This is a genomic window from Fictibacillus sp. FJAT-27399, assembly GCF_001510655.1.
In the GTDB taxonomy this organism is placed as follows: Bacteria; Bacillota; Bacilli; order Bacillales; family Fictibacillaceae; genus Fictibacillus_C; species Fictibacillus_C marinisediminis.
This window is the reverse complement of the sequence record NZ_LMVC01000002.1, coordinates 1,104,024-1,116,802: the sequence shown is the minus strand read 5'-3', so window position 1 is coordinate 1,116,802 and position 12,779 is coordinate 1,104,024. Positions and strand designations below refer to the sequence as shown.

At 45.8% G+C, this 12,779-nt stretch carries 15 protein-coding genes and 1 riboswitch; all 15 genes read right to left on the bottom strand.

Features of this window, described 5'->3' with window-relative positions; genetic code table 11:
• Nucleotides 1-50 precede the first annotated feature (50 nt).
• On the bottom strand, nucleotides 51-1,376 hold the full coding sequence (gene lysA / locus AR335_RS10660) for a diaminopimelate decarboxylase (protein WP_062235258.1): 1,326 nt from the start codon (nucleotides 1,374-1,376) through the stop codon (nucleotides 51-53).
• A gap of 105 nt (nucleotides 1,377-1,481) precedes the next feature.
• Nucleotides 1,482-1,658, bottom strand: a riboswitch (Lysine riboswitch).
• 69 nt (nucleotides 1,659-1,727) lie between these two features.
• Nucleotides 1,728-3,209: a spore germination protein gene (locus AR335_RS10650; RefSeq protein ID WP_062235252.1), complete on the bottom strand. Its 1,482-nt coding sequence runs from the start codon at nucleotides 3,207-3,209 to the stop codon at nucleotides 1,728-1,730.
• Nucleotides 3,169-3,768: a stage V sporulation protein AE gene (locus AR335_RS10645; RefSeq protein WP_062235249.1), complete on the bottom strand. Its 600-nt coding sequence runs from the start codon at nucleotides 3,766-3,768 to the stop codon at nucleotides 3,169-3,171. Before AR335_RS10645 ends, AR335_RS10650 begins: the two co-directional genes overlap by 41 nt.
• A gap of 5 nt (nucleotides 3,769-3,773) precedes the next feature.
• A complete protein-coding gene (spoVAE, locus tag AR335_RS10640; protein WP_062235246.1) occupies nucleotides 3,774-4,124 on the bottom strand; it encodes a stage V sporulation protein AE in 351 nt (116 codons plus the stop codon).
• Entirely contained in the window at nucleotides 4,124-5,143 is a 1,020-nt protein-coding gene (spoVAD, locus tag AR335_RS10635; RefSeq protein WP_062235244.1) for a stage V sporulation protein AD, read from the bottom strand. Before spoVAD ends, spoVAE begins: the two co-directional genes overlap by 1 nt.
• 13 nt (nucleotides 5,144-5,156) lie before the next feature.
• Entirely contained in the window at nucleotides 5,157-5,612 is a 456-nt protein-coding gene (gene spoVAC / locus AR335_RS10630; protein ID WP_053357998.1) for a stage V sporulation protein AC, read from the bottom strand.
• Between the two features lie 16 nt (nucleotides 5,613-5,628).
• Nucleotides 5,629-6,051 (bottom strand): stage V sporulation protein AB, encoded by a 423-nt coding sequence (locus tag AR335_RS10625; protein ID WP_053357997.1) that lies wholly within the window; start codon nucleotides 6,049-6,051, stop codon nucleotides 5,629-5,631.
• A complete protein-coding gene (locus tag AR335_RS10620) occupies nucleotides 6,041-6,664 on the bottom strand; it encodes a stage V sporulation protein AA (RefSeq protein WP_053357996.1) in 624 nt (207 codons plus the stop codon). The genes AR335_RS10625 and AR335_RS10620 overlap by 11 nt, the downstream gene beginning before the upstream one ends.
• A 171-nt stretch (nucleotides 6,665-6,835) precedes the next feature.
• On the bottom strand, nucleotides 6,836-7,591 hold the full coding sequence (sigF, locus tag AR335_RS10615; protein WP_062235241.1) for an RNA polymerase sporulation sigma factor SigF: 756 nt from the start codon (nucleotides 7,589-7,591) through the stop codon (nucleotides 6,836-6,838).
• A gap of 12 nt (nucleotides 7,592-7,603) precedes the next feature.
• Nucleotides 7,604-8,044 carry an anti-sigma F factor gene (gene spoIIAB, locus AR335_RS10610; protein ID WP_053357994.1) on the bottom strand — a complete coding sequence of 147 codons (441 nt, stop codon included), beginning with the start codon at nucleotides 8,042-8,044 and terminating at the stop codon, nucleotides 7,604-7,606.
• Between the two features lies 1 nt (nucleotide 8,045).
• Entirely contained in the window at nucleotides 8,046-8,396 is a 351-nt protein-coding gene (spoIIAA, locus tag AR335_RS10605; protein ID WP_053357993.1) for an anti-sigma F factor antagonist, read from the bottom strand.
• A gap of 110 nt (nucleotides 8,397-8,506) precedes the next feature.
• The gene (locus tag AR335_RS10600; protein WP_053357992.1) at nucleotides 8,507-9,670 is read right to left on the bottom strand and encodes a D-alanyl-D-alanine carboxypeptidase family protein; all 1,164 of its coding nucleotides are present in this window, start codon (nucleotides 9,668-9,670) and stop codon (nucleotides 8,507-8,509) included.
• Between the two features lie 116 nt (nucleotides 9,671-9,786).
• Nucleotides 9,787-11,091 (bottom strand): pyrimidine-nucleoside phosphorylase, encoded by a 1,305-nt coding sequence (locus tag AR335_RS10595; RefSeq protein WP_062235239.1) that lies wholly within the window; start codon nucleotides 11,089-11,091, stop codon nucleotides 9,787-9,789.
• An 18-nt stretch (nucleotides 11,092-11,109) separates the two neighbouring features.
• Nucleotides 11,110-11,940 (bottom strand): purine-nucleoside phosphorylase, encoded by an 831-nt coding sequence (locus AR335_RS10590; RefSeq protein WP_062235236.1) that lies wholly within the window; start codon nucleotides 11,938-11,940, stop codon nucleotides 11,110-11,112.
• 14 nt (nucleotides 11,941-11,954) lie between these two features.
• Nucleotides 11,955-12,773 (bottom strand): purine-nucleoside phosphorylase, encoded by an 819-nt coding sequence (locus AR335_RS10585; protein ID WP_062235232.1) that lies wholly within the window; start codon nucleotides 12,771-12,773, stop codon nucleotides 11,955-11,957.
• Between the last annotated feature and the right edge of the window lie 6 nt (nucleotides 12,774-12,779).

Sequence of the window (12,779 nt, the reverse complement as noted above, 5' to 3'; positions counted from 1 at the left end):
TATTTTATGCTTTTTTTGGCCCAGAGTCCAGCGAGGTCAGCAAGCTCATCTTAATTGCCGGCAAACACGCCGTTCTTTAAAGGAAGATCCAGGCGTAAGAGATCTTCATAAGATTCTCTTTTCACAACGAGGCGAGCTTCCCCTTTTTCAGCAAAAACGACCGCCGGCCGGGGTATGCGGTTATAGTTGTTGGACATGGAATAGCCATAAGCACCCGTGCAGAAGACAGCAAGCAAGTCTCCGCTCTTCGTCTCCGGGAGCATGATGTCCCAGATCAGCATATCCCCTGATTCACAGCATTTCCCGGCGATTGAAACTTTTTTCGTCCCTTTTTCACCGGCACGGTTTGCAAGCGCGGCTTCATACTGGGCTTGATATAGAGCAGGTCGAATGTTATCGCTCATGCCCCCGTCGACAGCCACATAGTGACGGACAGAAGGTATATCTTTTTGAGATCCGATTGAGTAGATGGTCGTTCCTGCATCTCCGACCAGTGAACGCCCGGGTTCAATCCAAATTTCCGGAACAGCAACAGAGGCGCTAGATGATAACCTGGTGATCTCCTGGATCATCGCGTCAATGTATTCTTTCGGTTCGAGCGGTTCATCTTCTTCTGTATAGCGGATGCCGAATCCGCCTCCGAGGTTCAGGACTTCAGGAAGGAAAGAAAATTCTTTATCCCATCTACCGAGATATTCGTAAAGCTTTTGAATCGCCAGAACAAATCCCGTGGTCTCAAAGATTTGTGAACCGATATGGAAATGAACGCCCAAGAGGTTAAGACGGTGTGATTCAAGCGACTCTAGAACCGCCTGTTCTGCCTGGCCGTTCTGAAGGTCAAAACCGAACTTGGAATCCTCCTGCCCAGTCAGGATGTACTCGTGTGTATGAGCTTCAATACCCGGAGTGATCCTCAGCAAGATGGATGTGTTCTTGTTCAGCTGATTGCAAAGGCTTTCGAGCATGCGGAGTTCATGAAAGTTATCGACAACAAAACATCCGATCTCCGATTGAAGAGCATATTGAAGTTCCTGGTAACTTTTGTTGTTTCCATGAAAATGAATACGATCCGCCGGAAAACCAGCTGAAAGAGCGGTATACAGCTCCCCGCCTGATACAACATCCAGGCTCATTCCCTCCTCGTCCATCAGCTGGACTTGCGCCAAACATGAGAACGCTTTGCTTGCATAAGCCACTTGTGCTTTGATCCCTTGTTCCTCAAACGCTTTCTTGAACGACCTCGCACGCTTTCGGATTAGCTCTACATCATAAATATAAAGCGGTGTACCATATTCACGCGCCAGCTGAACGGTGTCAACCCCGCCGATTGTTAAGTGATTGTCATCATTGATTGAACTAGTACCATGTAAATACATGAAAAAATCTCCCCTCTGCTTTTCCATTAGAGATTCTGTTCCGACTAAAAACAAAGACAGCTAATGTATTAAGGTACATTAGCTGTCTTACACCGTACCCCCATTTGCCGGAATAGTTCTCCACTGCATGATGCAGTGACAGTCCGCTGTCTGTTCGGCAGCGACCCAGCATGAGGATGTATGGACCATCTTCACACTTCGGCAAATTGGCCTTTAAAATGATTTCTTCATGTCCATTCACTCCATCATCCTACTGATCCGCTTTGCGCCTCTACCCCATTATATATAAATGAGGCATATCCAATTGTTATGAACAAATTTATCACAAATTTTTTCTTTCGGCAATACTTCTTAGGAAGTCGGCTGTTTTTTGCTGTTCTGCGGATGGACGATGCTTGGCCTGATCTTTGAGAGCGGCACAGCGAGCCGGATGACAATCTGCAGGAAGGCTTTTGCGTTAAACGGTATGAATGGCCATAAGTAAGGGGTATTCAAGTTTTTCATCGAGCACAGATAAAGCATTATTAGGGTGATCCCACCTACAAATCCCGGCACATGGAAAATGGCAGTTAAGATAAGCAGCAGGAGCCGGAGCATCTTATTGGCTACACTCAGCTCATAGCTTGGGGTCGAGAAACCGCCGATCGCCGCTACGGAAACATAGAGAATAACTTCTGGAACAAACAGTCCAACATCGATCGCGATCTGTCCGATCAATACGGCAGCGATCAAACCCATGGCCGTTGACAGCGGACTGGGGGTATGGATGGCGGCTACCCTCAATATTTCTATCCCGATCTCGGCAAAGAGGATCTGCAGAAATAAAGGAATATGCGTCGTTTTGTTCGGACCGATAAAATCAATATTAGGAGGAAGCAGGTTTTCCTGAGTGGCATAGAGGTACCAGAGAGGCACAAGTAAAAGTGAAGCGATAATCCCTGCGAAACGGACCCATCGGATAAAAGCTCCTACCATCGGGGTCTGCCTGAACTCTTCAGCATGCTGAATATGGTGGAAATAAGTAGTCGGGGTAATGATGACCGATGGGCTTGTATCCGTAATAATCAGAACATGCCCCTCCATGAGATGCTGTGCAGCGACATCCGGCCGCTCGGTATAACGGACGAGCGGAAAAGGATCCCAGCCTTGCTTTACAAGAAATTCTTCGATCGTTTTATCGGCCATTGGAATACCGTCGATGTCAATGCTCTGCAATTCTTTTTTGACAAGGTTGACGAGCCCGGGATCGGCAATGTCATCAATATAGCAGATACAGATGTCTGTTTTGGATCGTTTACCGACCTGCATTATTTCGTGGCGGAGCCGTTCATCCCTGATCCGCCTGCGAGTAAGAGCTGTATTGACAATTATATTTTCCGTATATCCATCACGGGAGCCGCGGACTACCTTTTCAGTATCCGGTTCTTCCGGCTGCCTGCCCGGATAGCTACGGACATCCACGATGAAAGCTTGGTCTTCCCCTTCAAGAAAGACGGCAATCAATCCAGAAAGCATGCGGTCAATAGCAATCTCCAAATTGTCGGTCAGTTCCACCTGCTGGTGAGACAGATGTTCATGAAGAATTTCTTTTACATTGGAGGGAGCCCGATGCCCATGGTCCATGTCCATGAGCTCTCTCATGATCTCAATGATAAAAAGGCTGTCACATAGTCCAGTGCAATAATAGATCTGGACTTCTTTTTTTAATAGATGCAGTTTCCTGACACCCACATCAAAGCTGATTCCGATGCCCAGCCGTGATTTCAGCTGCTGTTCGTTCTCTTGGATTTTTTTACTGATTGGTGTCTTTTTCCTTTCTTTCGATCCCTGCATTATAACCGCTCCTTTCTAAAATGGTTTCAACCGCCATACTTGTAATCGGGGCTCCTTTTTCCACTGCGTCATGGCCGGCCATCTTTCCGATATCACCGATACCGATGACGATCGGGAGGTTCAATTCATCAAGTATATAGACGGTATCTCCGTTGATCCTGCCTGTCTCAAAATCGGGAACACCGCTCTTGTCAATCCCGTATTCTGTAAAGCTCCCATACCGGTCGATGGAAAAATGAACTTTAGTCCATTCCGAATGATGGGTTTTGGATGCGACGGCTATTGCGCCGAGCACCTCGATGTCCGGTTGGCTGCACACAATTCTCATTGCGAGTTCTCCCGGGCCTTCGCCGCGGAATCCGCAATCATCGAACATGACGAGGACGGGATCGTGGGGCGTCTGCATGATCATTCTTACAAGCTGGTGCCCGCTTATTTTCGAAGGGTTCCCCCAGGACTGGGAAATACAGCGTCCACCTATTTTTCTGGCTACATGCTCTACTGCTCGCAAAGCATATAAATCTCCGTCTGTAATGAGGATGACACGCTTCTTTCCCAATGTTTTCACCCCTTAGGCTTAAATATTAATGCGACCAGAAAACCGAATAGAATGGCAGATGAGATACCGGCTGAAGTCAGTTCAAAGATTCCCATGGCTATTCCAATAAACCCATGATCGTCTGCTGATGCCATCGCACCATGCAGCAGGTTATGCCCAAAGCTCGTGATCGGAACAGTAGCTCCTGCACCTGCAAATTTAATAAGATTATCATAAATTCCAAATGCATCCAGCGCTGCTCCAACGACAACAAAGGAGGTGGTGACGTGTGCAGGAGTTAATTTAAACACATCCATCATGAGCTGGCCGACTACACATATGGCGCCTCCGACTAAAAATGCCCATAAATACTCCATTACTTAAGCACCTCCTTTGTACTTTCAAGAACTACTCCGTGAGCAATCGTTGGAATGGATTCTTTCTGCTGCATCATCGTCGGATTCAGGAGTGCCCCAGTGGCTACGACTAAAATCCGGTTCAAATTACCTGATTGGAGTTCTTTTACAAGGTGGCCGTATGTTACGACTGCAGAGCAGGCACAGCCGCTTCCGCCGGCAAACACTTCCTGATCAGGACGGTACATCATCAGACCGCAATCTCTGTGATTCTTTGAGATATCTACACCTTGCTCACTTAAGAGCATCTTAACGATCGGTGAACCGACTGCTGAAAGGTCCCCTGTTACGATTAAATCGTAGTAATCCGGGTTATTCCCTGTCTCTTTAAGGTGAGCCGCGATAGTATCTGCTGCTGCAGGCGCCATCGCTGAACCCATATCAAAAGGATCCTTGATCCCAAAGTCTTTTACTTTTCCAATCGTGGCTGCGGTTATTTTTATGGATGATGGTTCTCTGCTGACGAGAGCAGCCCCCGCTCCTGTCACCGTGAACGTTGCCGTATCCGGCTTCTGTCCGCCATATTCGGTTGGATACCGGAATTGGCGTTCAGCTGTAGCGTTATGTGAACTTACGGCCGCTACTACCCGGTTGGCGTAGCCCCCATCTACCAGGGCAGCACCGACTGCAAGAGATTCCATCGAAGTGGAACAGGCTCCGAAGACACCAAGGAAAGGAATTTCATTAGCTCTTGCCACATAGTTTGCTGTTACAACCTGATTGAGCAGATCACCAGCAAGGAAAAAATTAATATCCTCGTTTGACAATTTTGCCTTGTTCAGACAGCTCGTGATTGAATCTTCCATCAAACGGCGCTCTGCGAGTTCCCAGTTCTTTTCATTACAATGAAGTTCTTTGTACTTTACATCAAACATCGCTCCGAGCGGGCCTTCACTTTCCATTGGGCCTACAGCTGTTCCTGTTGAATTTAAAAAGACCTGTTCTCCAAATTTCCACGTTTGCCTTCCGAGCAGTTTCATATCCATCGTTCCTTTACATTAGTGTTTTAAACGCATACCTGATCATTCCGAAGATATAGGCTGATACAGCTCCGAAAACAATAACTGCACCTGCAAGTTTGAATAAGTTGGTAGCAATTCCCAATACGATCCCTTCACTCTTGTGTTCAAGAGCGGCGCTCGTTATAGCGTTGGCGAACCCTGTAACCGGGACAGCTGATCCTGCACCGCCGAACTGTCCGATCTTGTCATACACCCCGATGCCTGTCAGCAAAGCCGCGATGAGGATCAGTGTAGCTGCGGTCGGATTGCCTGCCGTCTGTTCATTAAAATTAAAATAGGTCATGTAAAATTTCTGAAGCGCTTCGCCTATGATACAAATGAATCCACCCACCAAAAATGCCTTCAAGCAGTTTATGAAATAAGGTGGTTTCGGCTGCAAGGGTTTGATTTTTTCGGCATAAGCCTGCTGCTGTTCTTTACTGGACATGTTCATTTCTCCTGTCTTATTGATTTACATATACCATCCAATGAAACAAAGATCCCAACACTTTTCCTAATACGATCGCCATTAGTATCACGAGAAGTTTTTCTCCGAACCCGATTCTTTTTGCCAGGATCGGGAGTACGTTCAGCACTTCGGTTAAGGCTGCGGCAAGCATTCCGATAAATACACCGCAAAAGATCCCGATCGGAATGAGAAGCAGCGGCGAGGCATGGATGGAGGCATTTCTCAAGTTCAGCCATCCCCCGATCACTGCCCCTAACACAACACTCCACTCATAAGCCCGTATAAAACAGTACGTTTTACTGAGCTGCATCAGCCGGGGAATAATCCCAAGAACCGTTAAAAAAGCAACAAATCCCGATCCTACAGCAATACCACCGCCTAAACCGATAAAAGCAAGGAAAACACTCTTAATCTCCATGGATCTTCTTCTCGGTCTCTTTGTTCTCATGGATTACGACATACTGATCCAGATCCTGCTGGTATTTAAACATTTCAACTTCCAGAGGACTCGGTTCTTCGTTCAGCCTCTTCTTGAATACATGGTTAAAAAATAAGACCATTCCGAGCCCAAGCCCAAATGAATAGGGAATCTGCAGAAGAAGAGGCTGATTGTTATAGCTGCCGGTAATCATAAAATAGATCTTCTGATGGACCACCTGCATGCTTACATCCTCGTGAAAATTCATAATGGCAAGGGCTGAACCGATAAACAGGAGCAGCCAAACAAGTACAAAATATACAGGTGCCATTTTCTTCTTTTTAAATTGTATTTCAAGTATCGTTTGGGCGGGGCCTACCGTTTGGATATCACAATTTGGCAGAACATCCTGGATCTTTTTCACGACTTTCATAACATCAAGAACAACCAGATGCTTATCTGCCGGTTTTACTTGATGAATAATCAGGTCCTGCAGCTTTTTGGCAGCTGCCGGTGATGCGACAATCTGTGCGACCGTTCCAAGTGTAACGGGCTGCTGAAGAACAACCTGAACCTTTTGTCTCATACGTATGTAAACAGTAGATTCCTCCATGGTTGTGCCTCCTGTTTTCTTCGACATTCGTTTTTAGTATGTATTTGGCAAAGTTGTCTCATTCTTCATACCCGGATTATCCATCAATTGCCAACGAGAAAAGCAAAAGCGCCGATCTTGACATTCCATCTATGCAAAATCTTTGCAAAATAAAAAAGCCAAATGGACTGGTTAATCCATCTGGCTTTTCATCTGAGCTAATATTTTCTTTTCAAGGCGAGAGACTTGGACCTGTGAGATGCCAAGGCGCTCAGCCACTTCCGATTGTGTCTGGTCTTTGTAGTAGCGGAGATAAACGATAACCCGCTCCCTTTCATCTAGAGATTCTATGGCCTCCTGCAAGGTGATTTTGTCAAACCACTTGTTATCAGCTGTATCTGCGATTTGGTCAAGAAGTGTGATAGGATCTCCGTCGTTTTCATAGACGGTCTCGTGGATCGACGTCGGTGCACGCACAGCTTCCTGTGCAAGCACAACTTCCTCAACGGTGATCTCCAGCTTTTCAGCGACTTCATTGACTGTAGGTGTTCTGCCAAGACCTTTTGACAATTCATCCTTCGCTTTCCTTACTTTGTTCCCCATTTCTTTCAGCGATCTGCTGACCTTTACTGTACCATCATCCCGTATGAACCGCTGGATCTCTCCGATGATCATCGGAACGGCATACGTAGAAAAGCGTACGTCATAACTCAGGTCGAACTTATCCACCGACTTTAGGAGGCCGATGCTGCCGATTTGAAAAAGATCGTCCGGTTCGTATCCCCTGTTGATAAAACGCTGTACAACTGACCAGACAAGGCGCATGTTCTTCTCCACGATCAAATCACGGGCAGATTGGTCGCCTTCCTGGCTTCGTTTGATCAATAACTTGATTTCCTCATCCTTAAAGTACGATTCATTCTTACCGCCTTTAACCTCGACATCCATAAGGCATACCCCTTAATTGATAACCGCTTTATTTTTTGCCAGGAATTTAGTCAAGTGAATCGTGGTGCCATAGGAAGGTTCTGAGATCACTTCCACCTCATCCATAAAATTCTCCATGATCGTAAAGCCCATTCCAGACCGTTCAAGCTCCGGTTTTGAAGTGAACAGCGGCTGTCTCGCCTCGTCGAGATCCTGGATTCCTATCCCCTTATCTCTGATTGTCAGCTTAACCGTATCTTCATCAATAGTGACTTCAATGTATACGATTCCATCCGCACGATTCTCATAGCCATGAATAATAGCATTGGTTACCGCTTCAGAGACGACCGTCTTAATCTCTGTCAATTCATCCACTGTCGGATCCAGCTGGGCAATAAAAGCAGCGACTGTAACCCTCGCGAACGATTCATTCTGGCTCAGCGCCGAAAACTGGATTTTCATTTCGTTTCTCATGTTAAGCCACCCCCAGTGTTTGTAGGGCATATTCTTCATTTTCTTCCAGCCTGATAATCTTAAAGAGGCCAGACATGTCGAATAGACGTTTAACTGCCGGAGAGATCGCGCATACCACCATCTCACCGTGATTGTTCTTGATCTGTTTATACCTGCCAAGGATAACGCCGAGGCCAGAACTGTCCATGAAGGCCAAACCTTCAAGGTTCAGCATGATATGTTCAATCTTTTTGCTCTTTAAAATATCATCAACCTTTGACCTCAGTTCATCAGCGGTATGATGGTCCAGTTCCCCTTCAAGGCGTATACATAAAACGGTATGCTTAATCTCCAGCCCGATGTTAAGACTCAACTTTCTCTCCTCCTTTTTCTTGATACGAAAATGTTTCGATAAAAAAAGGACGAAATCCTCCACTATTACAAAACTAGTGCGGATTCGTCCATATTAGTCAAATCATGCAATTAAGACGATTTTGCCATATGGCCAATCGTACGTTTAAATAAACTCCACCATGAAGCGCTCTTCACATTCTCAGATGCAAGCAGCGGGCTTTTGGTGATCGTTTTTCCACCTTTAACAATACTGAGTGTCCCTACCTGCTGGCCTTTTTTAATCGGCATCTTCAGATCAGGAGTCACTGTGATCTTTGGATTCACTTTGTTTTCTTTTTCACCGCGCTTGGAAAGGACAGAAATACTTTCAGAAGTTACAACCGCCAGCCTCTGCATGTTCCCCTTCTGGATTTTAACCTGCTTCACAATTTGATGGCGATCATACAATTTCTTAGTTGCGTACTGAGAGAATGCATAATCAAACATTTCGGTGATCTGCTTGTTCCGTTCTTTCGGATTCGGTGCACCCATCACAACAGCGATGACACGCATATCATGCTTTTTAGCTGTAGCTGTAAGGCAATACTTGGCCTCCTGGGTAAATCCGGTTTTCAAACCGTCTGTCCCGGGATAAAACTTTACAAGCCTGTTCGTGTTCACGAGCCAGAATTTTTTCGATGTGTTTTGGCGAAGGTATTCTTCGTAAAGGCCGGTATATTTCGTAATCTCTTCATGCTTCAAAAGTTCCTTGCCCATGATTGCCATATCATGAGCAGAAGAATAGTGGCCGGCTGCAGGCAGTCCCGTCACATTTTTAAAGAATGTCTCATTGAGTCTCAGCTGTTTTGCTTTTTTGTTCATCATGTCTACGAAAGAAGACTCGGATCCTCCGATTTTCTCAGCCATCGCGACAGAAGCATCATTGGCACTGCCGATGGCGATTCCTTTCATCATGTCATGAACGGTCATCTCTTCGCCCGGCTCAAGGAAAATTTGAGAGCCTCCCATTGACGCGGCATACTCACTTACCCGGACGGGATCAGTAAGTTTAATTTTACCGGAATCCAGTGCTTCCATGATTAAAATCATCGTCATAATTTTTGTCATGCTCGCAGGCGGCAGCTTTTTATGGCTGTTCTTATTAAATAATACCGTACCTGTATCACGCTCGATTAAAATGGCAGATGAAGAATTTGGAGCAAGCTTTAATGTTTTTTCAGCAGCAAACGTACGACCTCCGCCAACGGATAGCAGGAGTGCCATCGCAACAACAACCACTATGTATCGTTTCATTGCATTTTCCCTCCAATTCATGATACCCCTATTTTTTCCATTAATTTTCCGTTTATACAGGGGATGGAAGAAAAGCAAAAAGGATCATCCGATTGGATGATCCTCAAGAGAAAAAATTATTCTTTGATCTCTTTGTATACAAGAGTAGGAGCTGTAACACTTTCTGATGATACCGTGTAAGCCGCATGAATTTTCTCAACGGTTGCTTTCACGTCTTCTGTGTTGCTGTAGATCGTAACCAGCGATTCTCCAGCAGCAACTTGATCGCCGACTTTCTTCTTCAGCATTAGTCCGACAGCCAAATCAATTTCAGATTCTTTTGTCGCACGGCCTGCGCCTAGAAGCATAGCTGCTGTTCCGATTTCATTAGCAACGATCTCTGAAACATATCCATCTTGTTTGGCTTCTACTTCAAACGTATATTTCGCCTGCGGAAGTTTAGAAGGATCATCGACTACGGATGCATCCCCGCCTTGTGCACTCAAGAACGTTTTCAGCTGTTCCAATGCCTTGCCGTTCGTCATGACTTCTTTTAATTTCCCGCGTGCTTCTTCAAGGGATTCAGCTTGTTTAGCCAGATAAACCATGTGGCTTCCAAGCGTTAGGCAAAGCTCTTCAAGATCTTCAGGACCTTGGCCTTTTAAAGTATCAATGGCTTCTTTTACTTCAAGTGCGTTACCGATGGCAAACCCGAGAGGCTGGCTCATGTCAGAAATGACAGCCATTGTATTTCTGCCTACGGTATTCCCGATTTGAACCATTGCTTTTGCGAGTTCGTCTGCTTCTTCAACGGTTTTCATGAACGCGCCTGCACCCGTTTTAACATCAAGAACGATTGCATCTGCACCAGCTGCGATCTTTTTGCTCATGATCGAGCTTGCGATCAATGGAATGGAGTTAACAGTCGCTGTAACATCACGCAAGCCGTATAATTTTTTGTCAGCCGGCGTCAGATTACCACTTTGGCCGATAACGGCTACCTTATTTTTATTCACGAGAGAGATGAACTCTTCGTTATCGATCTCAACGTGGAAACCTGGTACAGCTTCAAGTTTGTCGATCGTTCCGCCGGTATGGCCAAGGCCTCGGCCAGACATTTTAGCGACAGGAACATTCAGAGCAGCTACCAATGGAGCCAGGACTAATGTTGTTGTGTCACCTACGCCGCCAGTAGAGTGTTTATCCACTTTGATTCCTTCAATGCCGGACAAATCAATCTGATCGCCGGACTCTACCATCGCTAGGGTAAAGTTCGCACGCTCTTCTGTTGTCATGTCCTGGAAATAGACAGCCATCGCGAAGGCTGCCATCTGGTAATCAGGCACGCTTCCGTTAGTATAGTTCGTAATAATAAAATTAATTTCTTCTTTCGTCAGCTCTTTGCCGTCTCTCTTCTTTTCAATCAAATCAACCATTCTCATATTCAAACACCGCTTTCTTTACAAAGTAACATTTTTGACTAATTCTTTAACTAAGTTGATAAATTTCGGTTTTGTCCGGTTGGCAACTGCCACCACTTGTTCATGCGTAAGCGGTTCAAGCTCATCCGCGATCGCCATGTCGGTTATACAGGAGATTCCGATGACTTTCATGCTCATATGGCTGGCAACGATTACTTCCGGAACGGTAGACATTCCTATTGCATCTCCGCCTACCGTACGCAGCATGCGAAGCTCGGCTTTGGTCATGTAGGTCGGGCCAGTGATCCCGGCGTACACTCCCTGCTGCACTTTAATTCCAAGGTTTGCTGCTGTATCTTTCGTAAATTGAACAAGTTCAGGCGTATATGCTGTGCTCATGTCAGGAAAACGTGGTCCAAGTTCAGCATCATTTGGCCCGATCAGAGGGTTCGCTCCTGTCATATTCAAATGATCATCAATGATCATGAGGTCACCAGCCGAAAATTCAGGGTTCATACCTCCGCAAGCGTTTGTCACGATTAGAAGTTTTACGCCAAGGCCTTTCATCACACGGACAGGAAAGGTAACATCCTGCATGCTGTAGCCTTCATAGAAATGAAATCTTCCTTGCATTGCTAAAACCGTTTTTCCGTTAAGCGTTCCGATGACCAATTTACCTGCGTGGCCTTCAACCGTTGATACCGGGAAATGAGGGATTTCGCTGTAATCGATCTGAACTGCGTTTTCGATCTCATCTGCTAGCTCCCCAAGACCTGAACCAAGAATAAGGCCGATTTCAGGATGCATCCCCTCTGTTCTGGATTGGATCATATTTGCTGCTTCATTCATTTTGGTTAATAGTGTAGCCATTTTTCTTCCTCCCCTTAAATGCTTTTTACGATTCCTTTTACAAGACCAAGAAAATTGGATTTAACCCGTTCTGTTGTTTCCATTACTTCATCATGGGTCAACGGCTGATCTAGAATTCCTGCTGCCATGTTCGAAATGCAGGAAAGTCCGAGAACCTTCATTCCAGAATGGCGGGCTATGATTACTTCGGGGACAGTGGACATACCTACTGCATCTCCGCCCAATGTTCTGAGCATGCGAATCTCTGCCGGCGTTTCATAGCTTGGACCAGAATTCGCCACATAGACTCCCTCTTTTAACGTTATGCTGAGGGATGAAGCTGTACTGCGCGCAATTTCCTGCAGGCACTGAGTGTAAGCTTCAGACATATCGGGAAACCTGACCCCAAAGGAGCTGTCGTTTGGTCCGATTAAAGGATTGTCGCTCAGATTATTGATATGATCCGTAATCAGCATCAGATCTCCTGCTTCAAAAGAAGTGTTGATCCCGCCTGCTGCATTGGTCACGAGGACACTCTCCACACCAAGCTCCTTCATGACTCTGACAGGGAAGGTGACTTTCTCCAGAGTGTAGCCTTCATAATAATGAAAACGGCCCTGCATCGCAATGACCTGTTTGCCTTCAAGCTCCCCAATAACAAGCTGGCCGGCATGCCCCTCAACCGTCGATACAGGAAATTCAGATATTTCGCCGTAAGGAAGAATAACAGCATTTTCGATTTCATCAGCCAATATCCCCAAACCTGATCCTAGGATGAGGCCGATTTCCGGTTTTGCGGACAGTTTTTCTTGAATAAAGTTTGCAGCAGTCTGTATCTGTTTCAATTCTCCCATTTCTTT